We start from the raw sequence: 25,955 nt of genomic DNA on the forward strand, positions 1-25,955 counted from the left end.
AGTTCTCGGTTCTCAGTTCTCGGTTCTCAGTTCTCAGTTCTCAGTTCTCGGTTCTCAGTTCTCGAAAAGAATGCACAACGCCATCACCATCGGCATTATTGGGGCAGGGCGCGCAGGAGGCGCGCTGGCAGCAGCATTCGCCGCCGCCGGGTATCGCGTCGTGGCGCTCTCCAGTCGAGCGTCGGACGGTGCGCGTGCGCTGGCGCAACGGATCGGCGCGACAGCGGTTGATGCGCCGATCGATGTCGCGCGCGCAGCCAGCCTGGTGTTTCTGGCGACGCCTGATGCAGCCATCGCTCCGGTGTGTCGTGCCATTGCCGAAATGGACGGGTGGCGCGCCGGACAGTATGCTGTACATTGCAGCGGCGCCCTGGGGCGCGAAGCGCTCGTAGACGCTGCCGAAGCCGGTGTGTTGACCGGAGGATTTCACCCGTTGCAAACGCTCGCGGGTCCGGCGACAGCAGCGCGGTTGCGAGGTTCATACGTTGCCATTGATGCCGATCCGCCGCTCGCAGCAATCCTGCGTGCGCTGGCGCGCGCAACCGGCGCGATCCCGTTCGATCTCGATGCACAGCATCGCGCTCTGTACCACACTGCGGCAGCGATGGTCGCCAACTACACGGTTGCCCTGTATGCATGCGGTACGCATCTGCTCGAACATGCCGGATTGTCCGAGGAAGTGCGCACGCGCGCGTTGCTGCCGTTGTTGCGCGGCGCTGTCGAAAGTCTGGAGCGCGCGGCGCCAGCGGAGGCGCTGACCGGACCGATCGCGCGTGGCGATGATGTCACGGTTGAACGGCACATTGCCGCGCTCGAAGCGCAGGCGCCGCAGTTGTTGCCGATCTACCGCGAGTTGGGGCGGGTGGCGCTGTCATTGGCGCGCACCATTCCCGAACATCGCAGGCAGGCGCTGGCAGCGTTGCTCGATGATTGTTGAGGCGAGAGGCAAGAGGCGAGGGGCAAGAGGCGAGAGGTGTGAGGCGGGAGGCGAGAGGCGCGAGAGGCGAGAGGTGCGAGAGGCGGGAGGCGAGAGGCGAGAGGTGAGCAGGTGAAAGGTGGAAAGGCTGAAAGTGGCAGGTGTGTGCTCTTATTGACAGGAGTTACGCAGTCACCTCGCGGACGAGCCGCGGGACGGCTCTTTTTGCCTTCGGCAGAGCGGTACTTGTCTTCTTTTGTGGTGCAGTGCGGCGAAGCCGCCGCACCGCATCACCTTGATCGGGAGCGCCACGCTGCCGCAGGCTCTGGCGAAGCCAGAAAACGCGCCACCGCGTAACTCATGTGATTGATACTTCAAAATCCTTAAAGAGGAGCCATCATCAACTGAGCCTGAGCGCTAAGTCTTTGCGCCTTTGTGTCTTTGTGCGAGTTATCTGGAAGACATTGCACTTAGCCCCCGTCCCGGTTCTCAGTTCTCCAGTTCTTAGTCCGATGAACGTCCGTGGCGGCAGTTAATCGTCCATTGCTTATTGCCATGAAAGGTCACCCCGGGTCCGGCAAAAGCGCGGTTGCGCGCGGTCTCAGCCGGCGCCTTGGCATCCCGCTGATCGACAAAGATGACATCAAGGATGTCCTGGACGGTCATGTAGACGATGCCGGCGGGCTGGCATACATCGCTATGTTTAATGTGGCGCGACGGCAGTTGCTCCAGAACCTGAGCGTCATCTGTGACAGCCCGCTGAGCGAAGTCAGCGGCTACACTACCGCATGTGTCGTCGCCCACGACACCGGCGCGCGCCTGCTCGTGATCGAATGCGTCTGTTCGTCAGAAGAGGAATGGCAGCGTCGGATCGAACAACGCGCCGCGTTGCGCCTGCCGTCGCATCATGTGACAACGTGGGAACACTTGCAGAACCACCTGCGCCGGCGGGCTGACACCTCGAACTATGCCATTCACGAGCCGCATCTGACGGTCGATACATTTGCGCCGCTCGAAGATGTGTTGCACACGATTTTGGCGTGGATCGAAACGCTGGGGACTACTCCGACGTCTGCCGGTGCGCATCGAGAAAATCCTGCAGGATGATCGACGCTGCCACCTCATCGATGCGCGCCTTGCGCTGTTCGGGTTTGAGTTTCAGGTCGATCATCATGCGCTCGGCTGCCACGGTCGTTAGCCGTTCATCGACGAAGTAGAGCGGGATCTCGATCACCTGGCGCAGTTCGTCAACGAATTGCTGCACCAGTGTCGCCTGCGGTCCAACATCGCCGCTCATCGTCAACGGCAACCCGACGACCAGAGCAGTCACTTCATGGTCACGAATGAGGGTGACAATCCGTTTCAGCGCCGTTGCGCGCGGTTCGGCGCGAATGGTCGTCAACGGTGTCGCCAAAGCGCGAGTCGGGTCGCTCAATGCCACGCCAATGCGCCGCTCACCGACATCGAGCGCCATGACCCGTCCAGGTTCATCAGGCGACACAACGCTCCTCCTTCCGGGGAATCTCTCGTATCATACCATCGACATTGGAACCGCACCGGCGGTTGGCGTTGGCTGAGCCTGTCGAAACCAACGCCTGGCTTGGCGCTCAATGCCGCCTGACCACAGATCCGCAGACCGGGCGATTACGACGTGACGCTGGCAGGTCGCACATCGATCAAGAAGCCGAACCCCGGTAATGTCTGGATGGCAGGGAGGCTGTAGTCGCCGATCAATCCCTGTTGTGCAAACTGCTGGAGGATGGTTTCCGCATCGCTGCGCGAGGCGCCGACCAGCGCTTGCCTGATCTGGTTGAGTGTATCCGCAGTAATCATCCCGTACTCGGTGCAGGTCACAGCGCCGTTGATCGTCAGTTTCGCGCCATCCCAGCGCCATCCGGCGACATCGAACCCGACACGTTCACCAGGGTTGCAGAGGGTGTTGCGTTGCAGGAAATGCTGTGGCACGACCAGTTCGAGTTGCCGGCTGACCAGACGATCGCGGGGGGTGGCCAGGGCGCTGAAGCGGGTGCTGACGGTCAGGCGAAAGACCGGATTGGCAGGGTCCACTGGTTGACCGATGGGTGGTTCGATGAGCGGCGGATTATACGCCTCTGGCTGCGCTAGATCGATGGAACTGGGGAAGATCGTCGTCGGGTCGATCGCCAGGAGATTCTGATCGATCTGGCGAGCAAGTTGCTGCATCCCGGCGTTGTACAGACCGGTCAACGCCTCGCCGAGCACCCGTTGCACCTCGGCTTCGGTGACGATCCGTTGCATCTGTTCACTGCCGCCGCCAATCGCGTCGTGCCGGATCAGCAGATTTCCCCTGTCGCTGACAATCGGTTGCATTCCCGGAATGAGCAGTTGATTCAGCGCATTGGCGCCAACATTCGAGGCGCTGCCAGGCGAACGCGCGACGACATTGACAACGATTTCGCCATACGTCGTGCTTCGACCGCGGTCGCTCACCGTGGTAACGGCGGGAGGCACGGTAACCGGTCCTTCAATCGCAAAGCGCACCTCGGCGCCGTTGGGGTTGAGGCCGAGCAGTTCCGTCTCTTCAGGGAGCGGAAAGGGCTGTTCAATGACGTTAATGATCCGCACCTGACCGGTTGCGCGACCGACCGGCGTCAGCGTCTCGCTGGTCACCTGCCCCTGAACTGTGAAGGTGGCGTCCGCCGGCACAACCGCCGCCTGGATCGACGATGGATTGACGCCGGGGTCGGCAGTCGTAATCGGGATGACTTCATCGCGGAAGGGTTGGTTGCGACTCTGCATCACCGGTGGTCCCACGATAACCGACACCCGATTCGCCTGGTACCAGCCGAAGGCAATCAGCAACGCAACAACCAGGACCGCAATAGCGACGCCGATGATCATCGTCCGGTCGCCGGCGCGCGCAGGGGTTGCTGAGCGACGCGCGCTGCTCCTGGGGGGCGCCGCCGTGGCGCGGCGCTGAGTGGCGGCGCGGCGTGGTGCGGTACTCTGTCGCCCGGTTGCGTGGATGGCGGCGCGGCGTTCTTCTTCCGGGCTGAGGCGGATGTCAGCGGCGCTCACCCGGTCGGAAGGAGCGGCGCCTGGCAGGGGCGCCGTCTTCTCTGCTGAAGACGGTGCAACCGCAGCAACCGCCTCGGAGAAGTTGTCGAGCGATTTTGCAAAGGCTGCATCCGCCGCCGATAGTTCGGCATACTGATCCTGCGACGGAACCTGATCCAGGGCGCGTAGAAACTCAGCATCACGCTCATTGATCGTGGGGCGCGCAGGCGGAGGTGCGGCAGGCGCCGTTGCGGTCGGTCGTGGCGGCAATGTGTCGCCGACCTCCATGGTTTCCAGACCGCTGGCGCGCGCCGCTTCGAGCACGTCCGCGTCGGGACTGATAACCATCACGCTGATGCCATCGCGTTGCAAGATCAACCGCAGCGCAGTAAAACTGCGCCGTCCCTGGAGCGCCGGGACGCCTTCGGGAACCAGCAACTGAACGCTGCTGGCGCGCGCAGCGCGCACCCGTTCCAGAATGCCGTCAAGCGTATCGGCGGGAACAACCGGCACAACCGCCGATGCCGGATTGGAGGCCAGAATGGCGCTGAGCACCGCCGTGATCCCTGTCGGTTGCGGTTTCGAGAGGCGTGGTGAAGTGTCGTCCGACATGCCGGATCTCCCTGGGGTCAATCCCCCGCCTGCGCCGCAAGTGCTGCGGCAACGTGCTCCAATGCTGCTGGAATATGCGCAACGTCACGTCCGCCAGCCTGCGCCATATCGGGGCGCCCGCCGCCGCTGCCGCCGACGAGCGGCGCCAGCGTCTTCACCAGGTTGCCGGCGTGGATGCGCTTCCCTGCCAGATCGGGCGTCGCCATCGCCAGGATCTGCGCTTTGCCGTCAATGACGGCTGCCAGGACCACCACGCCCGACCCCAGTTTATCGCGCAGCCAGTCGCCCATTTCGCGCAGGCGCGCGATGTCCGGCGCTTCGACCTGTGCTGCCAGAAAGCGGATAGCGCCCACCGATTGGACGTTGGTGAGCAACCTTTCGAGATTGCCGCGCGCCAGGCGCGCGTTCAGTTCATCGAGGGCGCGCTGGCGCTGTTTCAGGTCGGCAAGCAACGCCTCGATGCGCTCGACCAGTTGCGGTTGCGGCGCGCCGACGCGCGCGGCGATTTCGTACAGCGTGGCAATCTGGGCATCGACCCACTGCTCGGCTTCAGCGCCGGTCAATGCCTCGATGCGGCGCACACCGGCCGCGACGCTGCTTTCCGAGACGATGCGGAACAGCCCGATTTCACCGCTCCGACCGACGTGGGTGCCGCCGCACAATTCGCGCGAACACATCGTGAAGCCTGACCGTTGGCGTTCGGCGAGAGCCGCCGGAGACGGCGCATCACTCCCATTGACGCACCCGATCGTCACCATGCGCACCACATCGCCGTACTTCTCGCCAAACAGCGCGATCGCCCCCGCCTCAATCGCCGCCTGATACTGAAGTTCCTGCCAGGCGACCGGCGTATCGGCGCGGATCCAGGCGTTGACGCGCCGCTCGATCTCGCGCAGTTGTTCCGGCGTCACCGGGCGGGTATGAGTAAAGTCGAACCGCAGGCGATCCGGCGCGACCAGCGACCCGGCCTGCGCCGCGTGTTCGCCGAGCACATCACGCAGGGCGCGGTGGAGCAGGTGTGTTGCCGTATGGCTGCGCATAATGGCGGCGCGGCGCACGCTATCGACCTGTGCCGCAACCGTTTCGTGAATGGCGATGACTCCTTCTTCCACCACGCCGTAGTGGACAATCACGCCGGGCACGGGGCGCTGCACATCATCGATCCGTACACGGCCACGCGGCCCGATCAGCGCGCCGGTATCGCCGATCTGCCCGCCGCTTTCGGCGTAGAAGGGCGTACTATCGAGCGCAATCTGCACCTGCTGACCGGCAAACGCCTCAGCGACCTGATCCCCTGCGACGATCAGCGCCTGCACCGTCGCATTGCCGGAGACGGCGAGGTAGCCGGTAAAGCGCGTCGGCGGGAGGTCGATATCCGCCCACACCTCCGCATCGGCGGCACGCTTGAACTGCGCCGCGCGGCGTCCGCGGGCGCGTTGCTCGTCCATGCGGCGCTCATACCCGGCTTCATCGACCGTCAACCCGTATTCGGCGGCGATTTTTTGCGTCAGGTCGAGCGGGAAGCCATAGGTATCCTTGAGTGTGAAGGCGTCGTCGCCGGGGATGACCGTGCTGCCGCCGGCGCGCACCCGCTCGATAACGCTATTCAGAATGCTGATGCCGCCGGCGAGCGTGCGCAAGAACTGGCGTTCTTCCAGATCCACGGTTTCGAGGATGAAATCGGCGCGTTCGCGCACTTCCGGGTAGATGGCGCCCATCTGCTCGATCACCACCGCGACGATCTCGGACAGGAACGGCTTCTCGAAGCCGACCGTGCGCCCCTGGTAGACCGCGCGGCGCAAAATGCGACGCAGGACATACGAGCGCCCCGTATTGCCCGGCAGCACCCCATCGGCGATCAGGAACGCCACGGCGCGGCTATGATCGGCGACGGCGCGGTAAGGCGCCACGTGGGCGCGGTACGTCGCCTCATCGGCGCCGAGCAGCGCCAGCTGGCGCTCGATCAGCGGTATGAACAGGTCGGTGTCATAGGTGGAATGCACCCCCTGCATCACCATCGCCATGCGCTCGAGTCCCATGCCGGTATCGACCGACGGACGATGGAGCGGCTGCATCGTACTGCGTTCAAACTGCATGAACACATTGTTCCAGATTTCGACATAATTCGGATCGTCGGAGTTGACCCCTTGCGCGCTCATCGCCTTCAGATCATCGCCGATATAGATCGTAATTTCGGAGCAGGGACCGCACGGGCCGGCATCCGCCATGACCCAGAAGTTATCCTTGCGCCCGAAGCGCAGCACCCGATCCGGATCGGCGCCGGCGGCGACCCACAGCTGCGCTGCTTCATCATCGGGCGGAACCTCATCGTCGCCCTCGAAGACGGTAAACCACAGGCGTTCGACAGGGAGTTCGAACACCCGGGTCAGCAATTCCCACGCCATCGGAATAGCGTCGGCTTTGAAATAATCGCCGAACGAAAAGTTGCCGAGCATCTCGAAAAACGTATGATGGCGCGGCGATGGACCGACCTCCTCGAGGTCGTTGTGTTTGCCGGAGACGCGCAGACATTTCTGAACCGTTGTTGCGCGAGTATAAGGGCGGCGCTCAAGCCCGAGGAACGTGTCCTTGAACTGCACCATGCCTGAGTTGGTAAACAGCAGGGTCGGATCATTGCCCGGGATGAGCGATGAACTGGGCACACGAACGTGACCGCGTTCTTCAAAGAATTGAAGGAACTGTTCACGAATCGCGGCGCTAGAAAGCTTCTTCATAGCGATACGAGCCTTTGCCAGGTATGCTGGCATACTGGGGGTTGTTCACATGCCGCAGTATGCGGTAATGTCGTATGCATTGTACGGCATATGAGCGCGCTGCGTCAACAATGCAGCGCCGGATTCTGCGCCAAATCTTGACAAGTGTGCTATAATAAGTGTGCGAGTGAAGCATTGCGTTGGCAATCCTCCAGCTCTCGCATCCGAATGCGACTCCAAAAGCCAGATATTCCTCTGGAAAGCGCCAGGCGTTCACCATACTGTGGTGTGAGTCTGTACCTACTATATAAGGCATGGCGTAGCCCTCTACTTCAGTGACACAACCGCCGTGAGCCCTCAGTGTGGTCGAGCGCCGTTCAATGTAGCTTGTGTATGGAACCAACGCGCCAACTACTGATTGGTACAGGTATCATTCCCACAACAACGGAACTGGCGCTGTGCAATTGATCTGAGCACTGCACACGCAGTTGCAGTGTACTGTGCGTCAGTAAAATATTCTATGCCACAACGAAACACCTGTCGGCCCATGTGGAAGGGTTGATCCCTTGTTCGCTCTTTGATCGCTGGCGTGTACCCACGTCAGCAAGGAGTTTTCTGTGCCAAGAATGAGAATGAAAAATGCTACCCCCAACAATGGCGGCGATCCGGTCGCCGAGTACACAGAACCCGTTCGCGACAAACCAATGATTAATGTTGCCGAACTTGAGAGTAAAACGCTCAATGAGCTGCGCGAAATGGCGAAAGCGATCGGTGTGACCGGCGTGAGCAACCTCAAGAAGCAGGATCTGATTTTCAAACTGCTCCAGATGCAGACCGAAGAAGCCGGTCATACGCTTTCCGACGGCGTGCTCGACATTGTCGCCGATGGGTACGGGTTCCTGCGCGGTGAGCGGATGCTGCCGGGACCGGATGATGTCTACGTGTCGCAATCGCAAATCCGACGATTTGGGCTGCGCACCGGCGACCGCGTCTGGGGTCAGATCCGTCCGCCAAAGGAGAGTGAGCGCTACTACTCGCTCCTGCGCGTCGAGATGGTCAACGGGATGGATCCAGAGACGGCGCGGAAACGCCCCTCGTTCGATCAGTTGACGCCGATTTTCCCCAATGAGCAGATCAAACTCGAAACCGAGTCGCACCTGCTTGCCACCCGCCTGGTCGACCTGGTGGCGCCGATCGGTCGCGGGCAGCGCGGCCTGATCGTGTCGCCGCCTAAAGCCGGTAAGACGCTGCTGCTCAAGGCGATTGCCAATGGCATCACGACCAACTATCAGGATATTCACCTGATGGTCCTGCTCATTGGCGAGCGACCGGAGGAAGTCACCGATATGCGGCGGTCGGTCAAGGGCGATGTGATCTCGTCGACGTTCGACGAGCCGGTTGAGGATCATACGAAGGTCGCCGAGATGACGCTGGAACGCGCCAAGCGCCTGGTCGAAGGCGGGCAGGACGTCGTGATCCTGATGGACTCGATCACCCGCCTGGCGCGCGCCTATAACCTGGATATGCCGACAAGCGGGCGCACGCTCTCCGGCGGCATCGATCCGGTTGCGCTCTATCCGCCCAAACGCTTCTTCGGCGCCGCGCGCAACATCGAAAATGGCGGGTCGCTCACGATTATTGCCACCTGTCTGGTCGATACCGGCAGTCGCATGGACGATGTGATCTACGAGGAGTTCAAGGGCACCGGCAATATGGAATTGCACCTCGATCGCAAACTGGCGGAGAAGCGCGTCTTTCCGGCGATCGATATCACCCGCAGCGGTACGCGCCGCGAGGAATTGCTGCTGTCGCCCGATGTGCTGCGCCAGGTGTGGACGTTGCGCCGCATGGTCGGCATGCTGGGTGAGGGCGAAGGCACCGAACTGGTGCTGACGCGCATGGCGAAGACGCGCAATAATGCCGAGTTCCTGGCGACATTGAGTAAGGCGAATTAGGGGTTAAGGGGTTAGTGTCGATGGTCGAGATTGCGGGAAGGTGTCGTTCATGATGGCGGGGGTGTTCAAGCCCCCTTGGCGTTTCCGTATTCAACCTTGAAGCAGACAAGGAGCGATCTCATGCAATGCCCAACATGCGGTGCAGTGTTATCGCCGACTGCGAAGTTCTGTTCCCGCTGCGGTACGCGCATTGCCGCCCAGCAACCCGCCGCACCGCCGCCGCCCGCCGCGCCCCCGGCGCAGTCTTCTGCGCCGCCGCCATCGTGGGAGGCGACGGGTGAAACGTATGCCTTCGGCAATCAGATGGGGCAGCGCCTGGACCTGCCCGATCCAACGGTGACGACGCGCGGACGCGGTGTGACCGGGATGGAGTATCAGATTGTCGGTACGACCCTTCAGGCGGTGATCCTCGAACTCGATCCGGGTGAAACGGTCTACTCAGAATCAGGCGCGATGTCGTGGATGTCTGGCAATATCCAGATGGCGACCAACACCCGCGGCGGCGGGCTTGGCGGCATGTTCAAGCGCGCCATCTCCGGCGAAAGTCTGTTTCTCAATGAGTTCACCGCCGTCGGCGGCAAGGGGATCATCGCCTTCGCGTCCGACTTCCCGGGCAAGATCGTGCCGGTGCCGCTCCTCGAAGGGCAGACGATGATCGTCCAGAAGCAGGCGTTTCTCTGCGCCGAGAAGACCGTCAGTCTCGACATTCACTTCCGCAAGCGTCTGGGCGCGGGGTTCTTCGGCGGTGAAGGGTTCATCATGCAGAAGTTGACCGGTCCGGGAGTGGCGTTCGTCTGTCTGGACGGCGAGATCGTCGAGTACACGCTGGATGTGGGGCAGGTGTTGAAGGTGAGCACCGGGCATGTGGCGATGTATGAGCCGACGGTGGAGTTCGACATCGAGATGGTGAAGGGGTTCAAGAACATTCTGCTCGGCGGCGAAGGACTGTTCCTGACGACGCTGCGCGGTCCGGGGCGCGTCTGGCTGCAGACGATGCCGACGACCAACCTGGCGAAGGCGGTTGCCGGGTACCTGCCGACGGGCGGGAGCAGCAGCAGCGACTATGTGCTGGGCGATTGATCGGCGGGTTGCTCGACCGGTGATCGGGCGCCCGGGTTTGCTGTGAAGGGCGGGTGATGAACCCGCCTTTCTTGCTGTAAAGCGCGAGAGGGCGATGCCAGGACATTCGATGCGCTCCACAGCGATGACGCTGGCGTGCTATAATGCGGAAGAAAGCGACTTCTTTGCAGCGTAGTGGAGTACTGATGACTATGAACCTCTGGCACGAACTCGAAGCCGGTCCGAGTACGCCTGATGTTATTCATGTCGTTGTTGAAATCCCCAAAGGATCACGCAATAAATATGAGTATCACAAGCAGACCGGCGCGTTCAAGCTAGATCGGGTGCTCTATTCGGCGGTTCATTATCCCGGCGACTATGGTTTTATTCCGCAGACGTACTATGACGATGGCGATCCGTTGGACGTTTTGGTAATGACGAACCTGCCGACGTTCACCGGTTGTATCGTCGAAGCCCGACCGATCGGCATGTTTCGCATGACCGACCGCGGTGAGTCTGATGATAAGATCCTGGCTGTGCTGCACTACGATCCATTCTTCGCCGATTTCAACGATTACACGCAGTTGCCGGCGCACTACCTCAAGGAAGTGGAGCACTTCTTTACCGTCTACAAAGACCTGGAGGGCGCGCGCGTGGAGCCGATCGGCTGGGAGAATGCGATGGTCGCCAAGGAACGGGTCTGCTACGCGGTGAATCACTACTGGGACATGCGCGCCGGGCGCCTCCCTAAACGAGTGTAGAGTGACGCTGACGCATGACGCTGCCTGATCATCCATCGATGCCCGAACAACGTGTTGCCTACTCCGCGGGAGGCGTCATTTACCGTATCGATAGTCATCGGTATGAAGTGGCGCTGATTGCCACAAACGAAGGGCGACGCTGGGGGTTGCCCAAGGGGCACGTGCGCCGCGGCGAGACGGCGGAAGCCGCGGCGGTGCGCGAAATTGCCGAGGAAACCGGGTTGTACGGCGAGGTCGAGCGGCACCTTGCCACGATTGAGTACTGGTTTCGCGCCGGTTCGACGCGCATCCACAAATATGTCGATCTGTTTCTGGTGCGGTATACCGGCGGATCACTGATGCCGCAGGCGGCGGAAGTTGACGATGTGCGCTGGTTTGCGCTCGAAGAGGCGGCGGAGATCGCCAGTTTCGCGCGGGAGCGCGACGTGCTCGACCAGGTGCGCCAGATCCTCGCGCAGGGCAGGTGAGCGCGATCGCTATTCCCCTATCCGCCCGGCGACTGAAGTCGCGGGCTACGGGAAGCGAAGCCCGCCTGCGCGGGCTAGACCGGGCGATGCTGGATTAATTGCGCATACTCCATCAGCCCGCAGCACCCCGGCGCTACCAGACTCGTTCACAGTGACGGTCGCCAGGGACGGGCAGGATCGCCACACCCGCCCACGAGCCAGCGCCAGATGTGACGGTCACGTGAGACGCCCCGGATCGCCGCGCCCGCCCACGAACCGCAGGCAACGTCAACGCTGCGGGCGCGCCAGTGCGCGTGACCGTCACTGACACGGGATCGCCCCATCACCACGCGCTACCGGGCGCCAGTGGCGTGCTAGCGGTGACGGTCACGTGAGACGCCCCGGATCGCCGCGCCCGCCCACGAACCGCAGGCAACGTCAACGCTGCGGGCGCGCCGACGCGCGTGACCGTCACTGACGCGGGAGGCGGCGCGCGTTACACTTCTGCCATCCCTCGCCCTCTTGCCGATTCCTGCGTCATGTGCTACGCTTGTCTCACGTTTGAGCGCAGGAGACCCGCTATGACCGACGATCTCAGTTTCACCCTCGACTTCCCGCCCGACGAACGTGAGACCCTTGTGTCTGCGCTCCGCAGCGCCGGCGCCGATGTGCAGCAGCAGCCGGTCAGAGATGTTGATTGGCAGACCATTGTCGTGCTGTTCGACAATATCGGCAAAGTGGCCAGCGGCGCGACGGCAGCCATCGTGCTGGCTGAAAAGGTCGCTGAAAAACTGAACGCATGGCGCGCTACGCAGCGCCGCAACGGGAAGACGCCGCGCGGCACGCTGCGCCGCCCCGGTCAACCGCCGCTCGATCTTGCCACTGCGACCGATGACGAGGTGTTGCGATGGTTGTTGCAAACGCCGCCGCAGCCGTGACGCCGGTGCGGATGCTGGCGCTGTTCGCTGCGCCTTTGCTGCAAGCGCTGGGGGACGTGCAGCAGTTCCGGGATGATCGTGAGGCGGCGCTGGCGAGCGATCAGCAGGCGCTCACCCTCTACCGGGAGATTGGCGACCGGCTGGGCGAAGCCAATGTGCTAGCGGCGCTCAGTCGGCTCCATATTGACCGTGATCCGACCGAGTCGCAACGTTTGCTTGCACAGGCGCTGGAGTTGCGCCGCTCAATCAATGATAGATACGGCGAGGGCAGAGATCTCCATAATTATGGCGTTGCGTTGGTGCAGTACGGGCGCGGCGCAGAGGCGTTGCCGTACCTTGAACGGGCCCGGGCGATTTTTGCCGAGCTTGGCTTGGCTGAGCTTGTGGCATTGACGGATCAGTGGATTGCGTGGGCGAGGGGTGAGACGGCAGCGTGAGCAGGTGAGCAGTAACGGCGTGCCACAGGGTTGTGTTGTTTGCCCCTCTCCCCCCGCCCCCCTCTCCCACACGGGGAGAGGGGGGTATGATTGTTGCTCACCATCTCTCCCTCCGTGTAGGGCGTGGGGCGCTCCCAAGCCCCTTGCGGTCGGGCGGGGTGCGATGGCAGGGTTGTTGTGGTGTATCCCTACCACCCGTACCGTTCCGGTCCCCAGGGGCGGGTGGTTACCTGTTGTTCGACCATGACCATCGTGCGGTCGGGCAGGTCGTCGCGCAGGATGACGCCAGGACCGCAGATGCTGTAGGCGCCCAGACGTCGCCCCGGCATGATGATCGCGTTGACGCCGGTGCGACAGAAGTCGCCGAAGTATGCAGCGTTGGCAGCGGTCGTCGGGATTTCGGCGCGCCCGTGGATGCGCCAGACGGTCTCGCGGTCGTCGAAGCGCAGGTTGCCGCAGACCGTCGCCGCGCCAAAGTCGACGGCCATGCCGACCACACCCCAGATTTCGCAGTAGTGGTAGCAGTACACGGTGTCGAGCGCCACGCCGCTGAACTCGGCGCCATGCCCGTAGACGCCGCGCGCGCCGAGCGATGAGTTGCCGCCGATTTGACAGTAGTCGCGCAGCACGGTTTCGCGCCCCACCACTGCGCGCCCCTGAATGATCGCTCCATTCAACGCTTTTGCGCCCGCGCCAAGCCACAGGTCGCCGCCCACCACTGCGCGATTGCCGATTTCGGCGCCAGGACCGAGGATCAGCCGCCCATGGATGTCGGCGCCGTCGTGGACGCGCGCCGTCGGGTCGATCCGGTCGCCGTCGAGCGCCGCAGCCATGGCGCCGATCACGCGCTCGTTCGCTTCGAGAATGTGCCACGGCTTGTCGAGGTCCACGTGGAAACCGGGCGCATCGACCGTCGCTACAGTTTCTCCGTCGTCCACCATCATCTGGAGCGACTGCACAATCTCGGCGTCAACCGGCGGCATCCCGCCGACGCCGACGCGCACGAGCGCGGGGTTGTCGCGCAGGAAGGGGATGGCTGCGGGACGGAAGGCGTACACGCCGCAGAAGCGCCGGTCGCCGTCGCGGCTATGCCCCTCGACGCCGCGCAACACGCCATTTTCAACGAACGGGATGAACCAGTCGAGGGAGGATTCTGCGCCGAGCGGTTGCACGAGCGCCGCTGCCAGCGGACGGTCGCGCGCGAAGCGGTCGCGCAGCGCCGCCAGGTTTGCCCGGTCGGTCACGAGATCGCCAGCAACGACGAAGAACTCATCGTCAACGTCGGCTGCGCCGAGGAGCGCGGCGGCTGCCGTGCCGTCGGGGTGCGCCTGGCGCACGAAGACGATCTCGGCGGCGGCGCCGCGCAGCGCCGCGCGCACGCTGGCTTCCCCCGCGCCGACGACCACGACCTGCCGGGCGACGCCGAGTGCGGCGAGATCGTCGGACAGGCGGCGAATGGCGGGAACATTCGCAACCGGAAAGGCGCATTTGTTGCGAACCACATTGTAGGGCCAGAAGCGCCTGCCGGCGCCGGCAGCGAGCAGGATAGCGGTCCGAATCATCGACGTCATATCCTCGAAATTTCACAATCGCCACACATAGCCAGGGGCTTCAGCCCCTGGCGTGCTGGCGTGCGAGGGTCGCCCCTGGCGTGCGAGGCGTTTCCAACTCCCCCCTCGTGCGGTATACGAGTCAAATTCGTGGCTGGTCATCGAACCAGCGATGGCAAAAGGAATCAGCCATGAGTTACCGGCGCCTCTACTACCACCTCGTGTGGGCGACATATCGACGGCGCCCCACGATCACCAGGGACGTTGAGCGTTCCATCCACCGCGCCCTGCGCGACAAAGCCCGCGAACTGAAGGTTTTCGTGTACGCAATCGGCAACGTCGAGGACCACATCCACCTGGCTATCTCCATCCCGCCCACGATCGCCGTCGCCGAGTGCGTCCGCCACCTCAAAGGCGCAAGCTCATACATCGTCAACCGGGAACACGCCGGGATCAACTTCGCCTGGCAGACCGGATACGGCGCATTCACCTTCGGCGACCGCGACAAACCAATTGTGGTCGCCTACGTGCGCAACCAGAAGCGCCACCATTGCGCCGGAACGACGCTTTCCGCCCTCGAACGCACCCCCGACGACGACAACGATGAGCGGAATGAATAGCCAGACGCTTCAGCGTCTGGCGTGCTCACACCCCGACGAATTGCAACGGATTGGGCATGAACAGCAGCACAAAGGTCATCAATCCGAGAACGGCAAGGGCGGCGTGCGCCGGGCCAATCCGCGAGACATCGTTCAGTGGCGGCGGATGACGCGGACCGATCAGCAGCCCCAGCACCCCCCATAGAAGCCAGTTCGGCGCTGCCAGCATTCCGAGCAGAACACACCCGCCGATGAACGCATACGCCAGATAATGGGCATACTCGCCGAGCAGCGCATACGCCACATGCCCGCCATCGAGCTGACCGATGGGCAGCAGGTTGATCATCGTCACCAGCAGCCCAATCCATGCTCCCCAGGCGACGGCGTTCAACTGCACATCTAAGCCATTGCCCGGCAAGAACTGCCCGAACACCAGATATTTCGCCGCTGCGTACAGGATCGAGTTCCCCTCCTGAATGTAGCCCCCTTCTGGGGGTGGACCGACTGGCGACGTTGCCAGCCCGTAGAACAGCAGCGGAATGGCGACGGCCAGACCGGCGAGCGGACCGGCGATGCCGATCTCCAGGATGGTCTTGCGGTCGAGCATTGGCTCGCGCTGAACGATCACCGCGCCGAGCGTACCGGTAAAGGTGATAATGCCGAGATCAGGGATCGGGATCGGCGGCACAGGAATAAAGTACGGCAGACTGACCGGCGCGCGCCGCCAGCGCCCGACGACATAGTGCCCCATTTCGTGGACGAACAGAATGCCCATGATCGTCGCCGAAAAGGGAATACCCGCCACAATCCCCGCCGGATTGCTGAACACGTCGATCCCGTCGTACAGCGCCCCGACTGCAAGCGTCGAGAGAATCGTGATGAGAAACAGCACAATCGGCAGCACAACCCTGGGTTTAGCCGCCGAAACAACGAACGGCAGCGCCATGATCTCCACATCGTCGCCATATTTGCGCAGGAACGGCGTGAATCCCAGCGCCTCCATGCCCGCCCGGATCTGCGGGTAAATCGCGTCGGCGGGGGCGTGAAGTTTGCCGACCATCGTCAGCACACCGCGACTGTCCCACGCATACCGCTCGATGGTCATCAACCCATCGAGCGCTAGGCGCACCCGCCCCATCACTTCAAGACGGTCGAGGGTGTCGAAAACTTGTGCATCCACACATCCATCCTTATCTGTTTGCGGAACCTGTGACGTACCATGATACCAGCCATTTGGGAATCATGGGTGCGCCCAGGGGGGGCAGGCATGCATTGTCAGGCGGCAGTCCGCCGCGCCGCCCGACGCGGCGCTCTGAGCCCTGAGCTTATCGAAGGGTCGAAGGGCTGAACCGTCGGGCTGATCGCACGAAGGGCGCGGCAGCGCCCTCCCCCTGGTGTGGGTGCATGCCTGGAACCAGTCCCGATAACGCGGGGCTTCGTGCGTTCAGCGCGGGCGTTATGGAGTTTGATTAAATATCCCGCTATCCGCCTACCCGCCCGGTGGCTGAAGCTTCGGGCTACGGAAAGCGAAGCCCGCCTTCGCGGGCTAGACCTGGCGATACCGGATTATGTTCTCAAAAACCATCACTGGTCTGTAAAGTACGTTTTCCGGTGAGGGTCCAGGCATGCATGGTCAGGCGGCAATCACGCGCGTCTCTGCGGCGCTGCGCCTGGGCTGGCGACTGAAGTCGCGCCGGGCAGGCGTTCCGCCGGGCGTCCACCTGGGCGGTTCGACACGCTCACCGCGCGTGGACGCCGCCGTTCCCGTCCGCGCAGGCGGACGGGAGGCCGCAGGCCCGTCAGGGGTGATGTCAATCGCTGGCAGCCGGAGCGTCGTTTCCTGACCCATCGCGCCTGCACCCTTCCGGTGATTCATCGGTTGCGTGCGGCGAAGAATCCGCCGTGTCCTGATGCAGGATACCCTTCGCTGCGCTCAGAGCTAAAAAAGTAGGAAAACTTCGTTTACTGACTAATCACGCCCGCGCGGGCTTGTCGTCTTTTGTGGCGCAGGGCGGCTGCGCTGCCGCCCTATACCACCTTAATCGGGAGCGCCGCTCTGCTGACGGTCCGCCTGCGCGAACGGGAACGGAGGTGTCCACACCCTTCCCACCTGAAACGTTCAACGTTCAACATTCAACGTTCAACGTTTTTTTCCGGCTCGGCAATCGTGATCAGCCGGTGGGTCATCTCGACCGTGCCGTCGGTGATGACTTTATCGCCAATGCACGAGACCATGGTCACCATCTCGCGTCCCTGCGGCAGGATGTAGTGGACTTCATCCGGTTCCGCCCAGACCTGCCGGGTGACGATGTAGCGATGCTCGTTGCCATTGGCATCGATGAGCGTCACGATTGCGCCTGGACTCAATTCCTTCAGGCGCGCGAATGGGGCGGGAATGTGCGGCGCTTTGCGGAAGCGCAACACATGCCCCCAAAGCACGATGTTGTCTCCCTGCCCCGGCATCGCGCCAAGCCGGTACCATCCCACATCGTGATCCAGCACAACCGGTATCCGGTTGGCGTCGAGACCGACCGGTATCAGGGAGCGGTCAACGTCGATGGCGTCGATGACCAGTCGAACCGGCGGCGCCGCCTCTGGTTGCGCCGTCGGGATAGGGGAAGGCAATGCTGTTGGCGGAGGAGCCGGTTCTGGTGTGGCGGTTGGGGGAGGAGTTGGCGCAACGGTTGCGGTTGGCGCCAGAGTCGGCAGGGGCGTCGCCGTTGGCGGCGCTGATGTGGCGGGCAGCGTTGCCGCAAGCGGTGCGCTGCGCACATCGGATGCGGACGACATCTGAGCCGGCGCAGCGCCGCACCCGGCGATGAGCAGGCTTGTCATAATCATCGAAATCCAGCGAATAGGGAGTGGCATACCTTCTCCTCTCGTGAGACCAACGAATCGGGGCAGGAGTGACACCTTCAACCTTCTCGCCTTCAACCAGATAGCAGAACCGTCTCCGTCGTGGTTTTGTACGGACGGAACCCGCGCGCCTGGTAATTTGCCAGCGCGTGAGGTCCGTCGAGCGTGCAGGTATGCACCCAGACGCGACCGGCGCCATCGTCGAACGCGCGCTGCACGCCGGTCGACAGCAGATGCTTCCCCAACCCGCGCCCGTGGAACATCGGCGCCAGCCCGAAGTAGGCAACCTCGACATCCGGCTCTTCCGACTCTGCGTTGAGTTCAATATATCCGGCTGGCGTGCCCTGAACATAGAGCACGAGCAGTGTGACGGACGGACGCGACAGATACTCCAGCAACCGCTCATCGCTCCAGTCGAGGCGCATCGTCCAGTGGTACGTCTCGCCAACAGCCCGGTACAAAAAGCGGTAGAATGCCGGAAATGGAATGTGCGACTCGATCACCGTCACGTCGGGGTCGGCAGCAAACCAGGGGCGGAATGCCATCCGATCCGGCAGTTCGAGATAGGTGGTGACGACGGTGACCTGGCGACTGGCTGACATCATGCGTAACCTCTGGAAAACACGTGCGGCAACGATATCGGGATTCGTGATCGATGCTGACTATACCATACTGCGGCATTGTTCGCGCATATCCCTGCGTATTCGGCGAAACCAGATATGGTACAATACGCTTGTGACACATTGCACGTGTCGTTCTGGCAAGTCTACTGTCCGCCTGTGTCCACATACTCACCGTTTATTGCCGGCACCTGATGGCAGGGCGCATTCCTTTTCAATGGAGTGACTATGAGTACTGCACCGCACCACTACCCCGATACCGCGTGGTCGCCCCTGGTCGCCGGGCGCACCGGCGAGCGTGCAGAACGCGGGACATTGATCTACACCCCAGGTCACGCCGCCGATGCGCTTTTTGTCCTGCAATCGGGAACGGTGAGCCTGCACCTTCGATCGGGAGAAGGACGGACGATGACGCTGCGCCTGATCGAGGCCGGGCAGGTGTTTGGGCATGTCGGCGCGGGGGACGAAACGTACTACGACACGTTTGCAGAGGCGACCTCGCCGGTGCAATATGTGCGCATTGCGCGCCATGAACTTGCTGATCTGCTGGCGCGCACGCCGGAACTGGGCATTGCGCTCGTTGAAGATATGGCGCTGCATCGCGCGGTGATCAGCCGGCGTCTCGACGAGGTGGCGTTCAAGTCGGTGCCGGCGCGCCTGGCGTCGCTCCTGCTCGACCTTGCCCGGCGCCATGGCGGGCCGCACGCCGCCAGCGTGCCGCGTCACAGCCATCGTCAACTCGCGGAGATGATCAATACCTACCGCGAAACGGTGACGAAAGTGATCAATCAATTCCGCGATGCGCGCCTGCTCGAAATTGACCGTTCGAGTATCACGCTGGTGAATGTGCGCCGTCTCGAGGAACTGGCGCAGAGCTGACCAGCATCCGCTCGCTGATTTCCCACAAACGTGCGGCAGCATCCATATCCTGCGCCTGTGGCGCCGGCGCTGTCTCACGCGACTTAGCGAAATATCCGCCGCTGATGGTCGCTGCTTCTGGCGCAGTCGCCAGATAAATCGAAGTCTGCGCTCCTTCTTCCGGGCTGATCGCCCACAAACGCTGCATCAGCGCCATCGCTCCACCCCAGAAAGCGCCGTTGTTGTGCGCGAACCGCGTGGCGACGAATCCCGGGTGCAGCGCGTTCGATGTCACGCCTGAGCCTGCCAGTCGGCGTGCCAGTTCGTTCGAGAAGAGAATGTTCGCCAGCTTCGATTGGGCATACGCAGCCCAGCCGTTGTAGCCGCGCGTGAACTGGAGATCGTCCCAGCGCATCCTCCCGCTGCGGTGCGCGTCCGATGAGACATTAACGACCCGCGCCGGAGCGCTGGCGCGCAGGGTGTCGAGCAGCAGATTGGTCAGCAGGAAGTAATTCATATGGTTCAGCGCCCAGGTCATTTCGATGCCATCGGCGCTGACCTGGCGCGCCGCAAAGAAGCCGCCAGCGTTGTTGACCAGCACGTCGAGCCGTGTATGGCGTTGCACAAACGCTTCTGCCACCGAGCGAACGCCGGCTTGCGATGACAGATCGGCGATCAGCGGTTCGACATCGACGCCGGTCGCCTGTTTGATGCGCGCCACGGTCGCTGCTGTGCGCTCCGCATCGCGCCCGACGATCACCACGTGCATCCCGCGGCGCGCCAGCTCGCGCGCGGTGACTTCACCAATACCCGACGTTGCGCCGGTAACAAGACAGACAGGTGTGTGTGTCATAGTATTCCTGTTGTGGATTTCAATAACGATGTGCCTGAATGATAGTTCAGGTCGCCCGGCATGTCCAGAGGTAGAGGATTTCCAGAATTAGATACGTTCTTCGCCCGGCTCTGGATGACGGAACATTCGCAATTGTCAACTCGGAACTTTCTTGATATTCTCAATTATGGGCGTATATTGTGCACTTTTTATTATCATGTGTCGAAGATTTGCGATCCACCACGAAAAATTTCTCGGAAAGATGTTGACACATGTCTGTCAGAGGTGTATACTGAGGAACAAAGTAAAGAGTGTCATGCGTATGCTCGTATCTGGCGACTTCCCGGCAACTTGTGGGACAGTCGCTTCTTCTACGAGTCGAGGCGCATCGTCACAGAGAAAAGGGCGTGAGCGTGCCACAGCGACTTCGGAAGGGTGAAAGCCGAAGGCAAAGCGCGCCTGTATTCGGCTGTGACGTATGTCGGGGAAAACCTGTTCACAGGGCGAACCCGGCCGTTGCGCGCGTTAAGCGCTTTGAGTGAGCACAGCGACTGTTGCAGTGTGCTAAGCGGGGTGGTACCGCGGGTTGTGGTCAACCCGTCCCGGCGTGGTCATTGATCGTGCCTGGACGGGTTCTTTGCTTAGAGGGAGAGGAACCGATGACCACAAAAACGAGTCTTGATCGACCTGTGAATGGGGCATTGAACGGGTTGAGGGTGCTGAGCAATGGTGTTTCATCGCGGCCTTCAGCCGCAGTTCGAGACAATGTGAAGGTTCAGGCGCTTATTGACCGGGTGCTCTCGAAGGTCGGCGAATGGCGTGAGCATCTGACCGTCAGCATTGGGCGGGCGACGGAACTCACCGGTCTCAAGGATACGCAAATCCGCTATTTTGAAGAACTCTACCGGCAGGATGACAATGCTGATGCGCATCCTGGCAGCACCCGCTCGTATTCGCTGACCGATCTCCGCCGGCTGGCGGTGTTTGCCGAACTGCTCAGGGAAGGGTATCGACCGGCGCAGGCAACGGAGATTGTGCGTTCATTTAAGGGCATGATTGAGCAGGGCGCAGCGTACACCATTACCGATGTATTGCGCCAGGAAGGTGACGCAATCACCGACGGCTTTCTCCTTTCACGGCTGGCGAGCCAGGTGATTTTTGCGGCGCAGCGCGAACTTCGCGGTCGCCTGCCGGATGCCCGGATCATCGCCATGTTTCTCGTCGAGCGGCGTATCGACGCTTCCTCAGCCGCAGAACTCGAAACGACCGGGAAAGAGATTGCAGCGCATCCGCAGGATATGCTGGTCGCTGTTGATCGCGCCGCCGTTATCGGGGAGGCGTCCGATAGCGGTGAGAGCGTGTGGAGTGATGACGAGAGCAGTATTGTGCTTTTCTATAGCCGTGAACCGTGGAGTGTTCCCGTGCCGGACGATGCGCAATTCTGCTGCTACCATCCGCCGTCGGCGCCGGATGCAACGGTGGTTTTTATGGTGCAATCCGCCGCGCGCGACGTTCTTCCGGCGGATCTCTTCATTGCCACATCCGCGCGCGATCATCTCCTCGACTGGATGGTACGCATGTGCCGCGCGATCTTTCCTGAGTTCCGTCAGGCAACGCGCCTTCACAACTATCGCTATCGTTCCGACGGGTATCGTCTGTCGCATACCCGCGAAGCGCTGAACCGTCTGATGGCTCGCGTGCGCGATTTGATCTTTGGCGATGATGCCGACGTCAGTCTGGCATGTTTGCTCTTGCCCAATGATCTCTACAAACCAGCATATCTGTCGATCCTGGCGCACGCCGGCTATCCCGATGAGGTTGCGCGTCGTGTCCGGCTGAACCTCCATGGCGAAGGGGAAGGCTTGAGCGGACGTGCCTTCAATACCTGTGAGCCGTTTCTGACCCGTGATGCCGCACACGATATGCGCGTCTTCGGCGCGCAGGAGGAGCGCTGCCAGGTGGCGCTCGCAGCGCCGCTTCTGTCTCATTGGGATACGCACCCGTTCGGCGTGCTCTATCTGGCATCGCAGCGGCCCGTCTCGCCAATCTGGAGCGAAACCGCCTTCGTTGCCCTGGTGTTCGGCAATATTCTCAGCGAACTGCTGGGTCGCTGGTGGCTGACGCGCTTGCGCCGCAAACATGATGATCTGCTCCACACGTATGTGGAAGAGTATGTGCGCTGGTTTAAGGGTATGGATATGCACGGACCTGAGTTTGATGAGGGGTTGCAGAACATTGAGCAGATCTGGGAGCGAATTGCAGCGATGTTCAAAGATGCCGCCAATGTGCGGACGGTCGTCGAACGCCTGTCACGTCAGTATGTGACCCTTGCGGTGCTCGACATCGATCACAGCCGCCAACGTCACCGCAGCGATGAGCCGTTTTTGCTGGCAGCGCAGCGCCATGTTCATCAGGCAGTGACACATATTTCACCCGACGTTCGGGGGTACTGGTTCAAGAACGATCATACCCTGCTGGTGCTCGATGGATATACGCTCGAAGAGGCAATCGTCCTCATTCGGCGCATTGCCAGCCGGGTGCAGATGGTGCCGGTCGTTATTGAGGGCAGAACCGAACGCACCACAATTACGATCAGCGCTGCGCTCAAGTCGCTATCGTATCAGGAACTGTACGATCTCTCCCACAACGACCGTAATGTGCTGCGGTCGAGTCTGACGACGATCATCGATGCCATTTATGAACAAACCCGCGGGTGTGAACGCACGCTGAAGATCTTCCAGAATGGCGTGTGGACCATTGCGTGAAGGTTTCCCCAGAACTGCCATCGTTTTAACCCCGGCAGCAGGCGTTGGCTGAGCCTGTCGCAGCCAACGCCTGCCGCGCGTCTGACGACTGATAGAGCGAACAAGCAGATATTGCCCAAGAAATGCACGTGTTGACCGTCGTGCGGCTGACGTTGGCTGAGCCTGTCGCAGCCAACGTAAAACGTCGGCGCGTCGTCAAGCATCGCGTCGGTGGTCAGCCGGCAGCAGGCGTTGGCTGAGCCTGTCGCAGCTGGCTGAGCCTGTCGCAGCCAACGTAAAACGTCGGCGCGTCGTCAAGCATCGCGTCGGTGGTCAGCCGGCAGCAGGCGTTGGCGGAGCCTGTCGAAGCCAACGCCTGCTGCCGGCTGACGACTGAGACGCTATCCAGAAAATCTCGTCGGGTCGGCGAAGGCATCGCCTTCGCTTGTCTCGCCGTCCTTCACGCGGCGGTTTTTGGGATACTTTGCGCGATCAGCCAGAGACAGTTCAGCCATTCGATTGGCGGGTCATGCCCTTCGACGCGCTGACGCCCACTGGTCGATATGAAAATGTAATCTCAGTAATCTGACACGGCGCTTACTGTCATTGATTTTTAGGAAATCTCTACTTGACTCTCGTATTCCTTCGATCTACTATAGAAGCGTGTATGAGCGCACTGTTCTCCGGCGCAATTCTCGAAATTCCCAGGTAACACAGGTATGAATCGAGCGCATATCGAGGTTGTCCGTATCCTCCCATCAGTATGGAAGGAGCATTGTTGTGGACGCCCCGTTATTGATCCGGGTTGTCGGAGGTATTCTCGGGTTTTGGGTCTGTTTCTTCCTCGGTAGTCGCACCGCGTATCATCGCTCGACACGCTGGTTGCGCTGGTCATTTGTCTCCCTCGGCCTCCACTTTCTCTTCGCAACGCTTGAGTCGCCTCTCGGACTTCTCGAACCCGCCGTTATCCCGTTGCTCCGTTCAATCTCAGGACTGATTGCGCTGGCTTTCTGGCACGGATGGCTCGTCGGCGTGCGTGGACTTACGCGCACAGAGGGTATTGTCCGCAAGGTTCATCTCGGTATCGCGCTCAATTATGCGCTCTTCGCGGTTGTGATTGGTCTTATTCCTGGGGACGTGACATTCGCCGTCCCCACTGTTCAGCCGTGGGTTGCCCCGCTCCTGATCGGCGTGTACCTCGGCGGTGTGCTGCTCCATGCCTGGGGAATGACCTGGCGACTGTACCGACGCGAGGCATTGCCGCTCGAACGGATTGTCTCCCGCCGGCTGCTGATTGCAACGAGCATGGTTAGTGTGAGTGTCATCGCTGTGGCGGCTGCATCAGCGCTGAAGCAAGCGCAGCCGGAGGCGTCCGCCTGGATCGAGCAGGTCGGATATGCTTTGCTCTGTTGTGGCATTGTGGTGATGGGCTACGGTGCATTGACCTATGTGCAACGTCATATGGGGCGCAACAGTGGACGCGATTACCTGGCAAGCGGGTTTGCCAGCCTGGGCATTGTGGCAGTGTACGAGAGCGTGCTGATAATGTTTCGCTCCGTAACGCTGAAGGTCTTGCCGGCGCATCAGGCGCTCGTATTGGGGATTGTCCTGATCCCGGTGATCATTGCCACCCACTTCGGCTTCGATCAGCTGCGCGACATGCTCGACTGGCTGCGTGTTGGCGATGCAGAGCGCCGGGTGCGTAGCATGTTGCGCGCCATCACACGACAGATCGGGTCTGAAAAGCCACGCAACGAGGTGATCAGCGATGTGCTGCAATCGCTGGCGCAGGGGCTGCGCGCAGAATGCGTCGCCGTCTTCTGGTTCTCGACGAACGAAGCGCATCTGCTCGCCGCGTATGGTCAGAAGCCAGATGCTTCTGTGCAGGCGGATGTTCTCCGCGCACCACGGCTGCAACCGTTCCATCATCTTGTCGGCTATGATCTGCTGCTGCCGCTCTACGTCGGTCGCAAACAGCATGGCGCTCTGCTGATCGGCGGTCAGAGCCGTCGGAAGCGGATGCCGGACGAACAGGCGCAGTTGGAAGTGATCGGGCTGCTGCTCGCTCACTATATCGAGCGCACGGAGTCCGAACCGATCACCGTTCCACAGCATATTCATCGCCTCGAGCAACAGGCGCGCGATGTGCAGCAGATGCACGATGCACTGGATCGGTTGCACCGCCCGCCGGTCTTTATCACAACCCTGGGACCGTTCAGGGTTGAAGTAAACGGGGAGGAGGTCTCCTACAAGGGGCGTCTTGGACGCCACATGCTCAATGGCATGCTCATGTATCTGGTCGCCAATGTGGAAAAACGCATCCCGCGCGACACGCTTATCGAAATTGCCGGCGATCATCGCCGCCGCCGCAAACCTGGCGTTCGTAGCGATCTGCCAAACTCCTCCCACTACATCTCCGGGCTGCGCCAGATGCTGGAGCGCTGGGGCATGGCGGATGCACTGGATATTACCGACACAACCGTAACGTTGAAACGTCATCCATCGTGGACAACCGATACCGATAAGGTGGTTGCATTGTATCGGCGCGCAGAACAGGACATCACCGCCGGTCGGATGAGGAGTGCGATCGCATTGCTCGAAGAGGCGCTTAGCCTGTTCCACGGTGATTACCTGCAAGAGTTCGATGCTGCCGAGTATCGCATCGATCATGAAGTGCATCGCTGGGAGTGCGAACGCTCGATGATCGAGCAGCGTCTGCTTTCGATCTATCTCGATATCCCTGATCTTACTGATGCAGAACGACAACGGATGTCGCGCCTCGCAGACGCATTGCTGACACGCAGCCAGGGTGATTCTGATGTCGTGAACCTCGTCAGGCGCGTTGCGCAGCGCTGCGGCAATCACCGCCTCCTCCAACAGTGTGCAGCCTCTGATATTGGAGATAATCTTGAATGAGGGCAGAGTATTATCAAGATTATCTCCAATATAAATCACTTATTCCTCATATTTTCAATATCTCATAGAATTTCTCAGTCGTATCTCAGTTATTTCTCAATCGTCT

Annotated in this window: 22 protein-coding genes; 12 read left to right on the forward strand and 10 right to left on the reverse strand. The window is 61.3% G+C overall.

The window, feature by feature from the left end; genetic code table 11:
- Window positions 1-70: 70 nt before the first annotated feature.
- Window positions 71-937, forward strand: a complete 867-nt coding sequence (locus tag AC3EA7_RS19205; RefSeq protein ID WP_488615685.1) for a Rossmann-like and DUF2520 domain-containing protein — start codon at window positions 71-73, stop codon at window positions 935-937.
- Window positions 938-1,438: 501 nt separating this feature from the next.
- Window positions 1,439-2,023: a P-loop nucleotide/nucleoside kinase family protein gene (locus AC3EA7_RS19210; protein ID WP_488615686.1), complete on the forward strand. Its 585-nt coding sequence runs from the start codon at window positions 1,439-1,441 to the stop codon at window positions 2,021-2,023.
- Here the strand turns inward: AC3EA7_RS19210 and ruvX are convergent.
- The 3 genes from ruvX to alaS form a co-directional block, all read right to left on the reverse strand.
- Window positions 1,977-2,390 (reverse strand): Holliday junction resolvase RuvX, encoded by a 414-nt coding sequence (gene ruvX, locus AC3EA7_RS19215; protein WP_488615818.1) that lies wholly within the window; start codon window positions 2,388-2,390, stop codon window positions 1,977-1,979. The two genes, AC3EA7_RS19210 and ruvX, sit on opposite strands and share 47 nt — an antisense overlap.
- 170 nt (window positions 2,391-2,560) lie before the next feature.
- On the reverse strand, window positions 2,561-4,564 hold the full coding sequence (locus AC3EA7_RS19220) for a hypothetical protein (RefSeq protein ID WP_488615687.1): 2,004 nt from the start codon (window positions 4,562-4,564) through the stop codon (window positions 2,561-2,563).
- A 17-nt stretch (window positions 4,565-4,581) separates the two neighbouring features.
- Window positions 4,582-7,299 carry an alanine--tRNA ligase gene (gene alaS / locus AC3EA7_RS19225; RefSeq protein ID WP_488615688.1) on the reverse strand — a complete coding sequence of 906 codons (2,718 nt, stop codon included), beginning with the start codon at window positions 7,297-7,299 and terminating at the stop codon, window positions 4,582-4,584.
- A 686-nt stretch (window positions 7,300-7,985) separates the two neighbouring features.
- On the opposite strand from alaS, the gene rho reads away from it, so the two are divergent.
- The 4 genes from rho to AC3EA7_RS19245 all read left to right on the forward strand — a co-directional run bounded on the left by rho (window position 7,986) and on the right by AC3EA7_RS19245 (window position 11,520).
- Window positions 7,986-9,233 (forward strand): transcription termination factor Rho, encoded by a 1,248-nt coding sequence (rho, locus tag AC3EA7_RS19230; RefSeq protein ID WP_488615819.1) that lies wholly within the window; start codon window positions 7,986-7,988, stop codon window positions 9,231-9,233.
- A 120-nt stretch (window positions 9,234-9,353) separates the two neighbouring features.
- Window positions 9,354-10,313, forward strand: a complete 960-nt coding sequence (locus AC3EA7_RS19235) for a TIGR00266 family protein (RefSeq protein ID WP_488615689.1) — start codon at window positions 9,354-9,356, stop codon at window positions 10,311-10,313.
- A 185-nt stretch (window positions 10,314-10,498) separates the two neighbouring features.
- A complete protein-coding gene (locus tag AC3EA7_RS19240; protein WP_488615690.1) occupies window positions 10,499-11,053 on the forward strand; it encodes an inorganic diphosphatase in 555 nt (184 codons plus the stop codon).
- 14 nt (window positions 11,054-11,067) lie between these two features.
- Window positions 11,068-11,520, forward strand: coding sequence for an NUDIX hydrolase (locus AC3EA7_RS19245; protein WP_488615691.1), 453 nt, complete (start codon window positions 11,068-11,070; stop codon window positions 11,518-11,520).
- Window positions 11,521-11,653: 133 nt separating this feature from the next.
- Here the strand turns inward: AC3EA7_RS19245 and AC3EA7_RS19250 are convergent, their stop codons facing one another.
- Window positions 11,654-11,830: a hypothetical protein gene (locus AC3EA7_RS19250; protein WP_488615692.1), complete on the reverse strand. Its 177-nt coding sequence runs from the start codon at window positions 11,828-11,830 to the stop codon at window positions 11,654-11,656.
- Between the two features lie 250 nt (window positions 11,831-12,080).
- Between AC3EA7_RS19250 and AC3EA7_RS19255 the strand changes: the two genes are divergently transcribed.
- Together AC3EA7_RS19255 and AC3EA7_RS19260 are read left to right on the forward strand one after the other, a co-directional pair.
- Window positions 12,081-12,437, forward strand: a complete 357-nt coding sequence (locus AC3EA7_RS19255; RefSeq protein ID WP_488615693.1) for a hypothetical protein — start codon at window positions 12,081-12,083, stop codon at window positions 12,435-12,437.
- Window positions 12,407-12,874 (forward strand): tetratricopeptide repeat protein, encoded by a 468-nt coding sequence (locus AC3EA7_RS19260; protein ID WP_488615694.1) that lies wholly within the window; start codon window positions 12,407-12,409, stop codon window positions 12,872-12,874. The genes AC3EA7_RS19255 and AC3EA7_RS19260 overlap by 31 nt, the downstream gene beginning before the upstream one ends.
- A gap of 188 nt (window positions 12,875-13,062) precedes the next feature.
- Here the strand turns inward: AC3EA7_RS19260 and AC3EA7_RS19265 are convergent, their stop codons facing one another.
- The gene (locus AC3EA7_RS19265) at window positions 13,063-14,436 is read right to left on the reverse strand and encodes an NTP transferase domain-containing protein (RefSeq protein WP_488615695.1); all 1,374 of its coding nucleotides are present in this window, start codon (window positions 14,434-14,436) and stop codon (window positions 13,063-13,065) included.
- 179 nt (window positions 14,437-14,615) lie between these two features.
- Here AC3EA7_RS19265 and tnpA point away from each other — a divergent pair, with 179 nt between their 5' ends.
- A complete protein-coding gene (gene tnpA / locus AC3EA7_RS19270) occupies window positions 14,616-15,044 on the forward strand; it encodes an IS200/IS605 family transposase (protein ID WP_488615696.1) in 429 nt (142 codons plus the stop codon).
- A 25-nt stretch (window positions 15,045-15,069) separates the two neighbouring features.
- Here the strand turns inward: tnpA and AC3EA7_RS19275 are convergent, their stop codons facing one another.
- The 4 genes from AC3EA7_RS19275 to AC3EA7_RS19290 form a co-directional block, all read right to left on the reverse strand.
- On the reverse strand, window positions 15,070-16,203 hold the full coding sequence (locus tag AC3EA7_RS19275; protein ID WP_488615697.1) for a site-2 protease family protein: 1,134 nt from the start codon (window positions 16,201-16,203) through the stop codon (window positions 15,070-15,072).
- A 453-nt stretch (window positions 16,204-16,656) separates the two neighbouring features.
- Window positions 16,657-16,872, reverse strand: a complete 216-nt coding sequence (locus tag AC3EA7_RS19280; protein ID WP_488615698.1) for a hypothetical protein — start codon at window positions 16,870-16,872, stop codon at window positions 16,657-16,659.
- A gap of 284 nt (window positions 16,873-17,156) precedes the next feature.
- Window positions 17,157-17,891 carry a class F sortase gene (locus AC3EA7_RS19285; protein ID WP_488615699.1) on the reverse strand — a complete coding sequence of 245 codons (735 nt, stop codon included), beginning with the start codon at window positions 17,889-17,891 and terminating at the stop codon, window positions 17,157-17,159.
- A 62-nt stretch (window positions 17,892-17,953) separates the two neighbouring features.
- Window positions 17,954-18,484 carry a GNAT family N-acetyltransferase gene (locus tag AC3EA7_RS19290; protein ID WP_488615700.1) on the reverse strand — a complete coding sequence of 177 codons (531 nt, stop codon included), beginning with the start codon at window positions 18,482-18,484 and terminating at the stop codon, window positions 17,954-17,956.
- A gap of 243 nt (window positions 18,485-18,727) precedes the next feature.
- Between AC3EA7_RS19290 and AC3EA7_RS19295 the strand changes: the two genes are divergently transcribed.
- Window positions 18,728-19,378: a Crp/Fnr family transcriptional regulator gene (locus tag AC3EA7_RS19295; protein ID WP_488615701.1), complete on the forward strand. Its 651-nt coding sequence runs from the start codon at window positions 18,728-18,730 to the stop codon at window positions 19,376-19,378.
- Here AC3EA7_RS19295 and AC3EA7_RS19300 read toward each other — a convergent pair.
- Window positions 19,332-20,210, reverse strand: coding sequence for an SDR family oxidoreductase (locus AC3EA7_RS19300; protein ID WP_488615702.1), 879 nt, complete (start codon window positions 20,208-20,210; stop codon window positions 19,332-19,334). The genes AC3EA7_RS19295 and AC3EA7_RS19300 overlap by 47 nt on opposite strands.
- A gap of 638 nt (window positions 20,211-20,848) precedes the next feature.
- Between AC3EA7_RS19300 and AC3EA7_RS19305 the strand changes: the two genes are divergently transcribed.
- Both AC3EA7_RS19305 and AC3EA7_RS19310 read left to right on the forward strand, forming a co-directional pair.
- Window positions 20,849-22,954, forward strand: coding sequence for a GAF domain-containing protein (locus AC3EA7_RS19305; protein WP_488615703.1), 2,106 nt, complete (start codon window positions 20,849-20,851; stop codon window positions 22,952-22,954).
- A gap of 759 nt (window positions 22,955-23,713) precedes the next feature.
- A complete protein-coding gene (locus AC3EA7_RS19310; protein WP_488615704.1) occupies window positions 23,714-25,849 on the forward strand; it encodes an AfsR/SARP family transcriptional regulator in 2,136 nt (711 codons plus the stop codon).
- The last annotated feature ends 106 nt before the right edge of the window (window positions 25,850-25,955 follow it).

It is taken from the genome of Roseiflexus sp. (assembly GCF_057785375.1).

What these genes read in the sequence shown, in the direction of transcription:
- AC3EA7_RS19205 (WP_488615685.1), top strand. Translation starts at nt 71, where the DNA reads ATGCACAACGCCATCACCATCGGCATTATTGGGGCAGGGCGCGCAGGA.
- ruvX (WP_488615818.1), bottom strand. Translation starts at nt 2,390, where the DNA reads ATGGCGCTCGATGTCGGTGAGCGGCGCATTGGCGTGGCATTGAGCGAC.
- AC3EA7_RS19220 (WP_488615687.1), bottom strand. Translation starts at nt 4,564, where the DNA reads ATGTCGGACGACACTTCACCACGCCTCTCGAAACCGCAACCGACAGGG.
- alaS (WP_488615688.1), bottom strand. Translation starts at nt 7,299, where the DNA reads ATGAAGAAGCTTTCTAGCGCCGCGATTCGTGAACAGTTCCTTCAATTC.
- AC3EA7_RS19235 (WP_488615689.1), top strand. Translation starts at nt 9,354, where the DNA reads ATGCAATGCCCAACATGCGGTGCAGTGTTATCGCCGACTGCGAAGTTC.
- AC3EA7_RS19240 (WP_488615690.1), top strand. Translation starts at nt 10,499, where the DNA reads ATGACTATGAACCTCTGGCACGAACTCGAAGCCGGTCCGAGTACGCCT.
- AC3EA7_RS19245 (WP_488615691.1), top strand. Translation starts at nt 11,068, where the DNA reads ATGACGCTGCCTGATCATCCATCGATGCCCGAACAACGTGTTGCCTAC.
- AC3EA7_RS19255 (WP_488615693.1), top strand. Translation starts at nt 12,081, where the DNA reads ATGACCGACGATCTCAGTTTCACCCTCGACTTCCCGCCCGACGAACGT.
- AC3EA7_RS19260 (WP_488615694.1), top strand. Translation starts at nt 12,407, where the DNA reads ATGGTTGTTGCAAACGCCGCCGCAGCCGTGACGCCGGTGCGGATGCTG.
- AC3EA7_RS19265 (WP_488615695.1), bottom strand. Translation starts at nt 14,436, where the DNA reads ATGATTCGGACCGCTATCCTGCTCGCTGCCGGCGCCGGCAGGCGCTTC.
- tnpA (WP_488615696.1), top strand. Translation starts at nt 14,616, where the DNA reads ATGAGTTACCGGCGCCTCTACTACCACCTCGTGTGGGCGACATATCGA.
- AC3EA7_RS19280 (WP_488615698.1), bottom strand. Translation starts at nt 16,872, where the DNA reads ATGGGTCAGGAAACGACGCTCCGGCTGCCAGCGATTGACATCACCCCT.
- AC3EA7_RS19285 (WP_488615699.1), bottom strand. Translation starts at nt 17,891, where the DNA reads ATGCCACTCCCTATTCGCTGGATTTCGATGATTATGACAAGCCTGCTC.
- AC3EA7_RS19290 (WP_488615700.1), bottom strand. Translation starts at nt 18,484, where the DNA reads ATGATGTCAGCCAGTCGCCAGGTCACCGTCGTCACCACCTATCTCGAA.
- AC3EA7_RS19295 (WP_488615701.1), top strand. Translation starts at nt 18,728, where the DNA reads ATGAGTACTGCACCGCACCACTACCCCGATACCGCGTGGTCGCCCCTG.
- AC3EA7_RS19300 (WP_488615702.1), bottom strand. Translation starts at nt 20,210, where the DNA reads ATGACACACACACCTGTCTGTCTTGTTACCGGCGCAACGTCGGGTATT.
- AC3EA7_RS19305 (WP_488615703.1), top strand. Translation starts at nt 20,849, where the DNA reads ATGACCACAAAAACGAGTCTTGATCGACCTGTGAATGGGGCATTGAAC.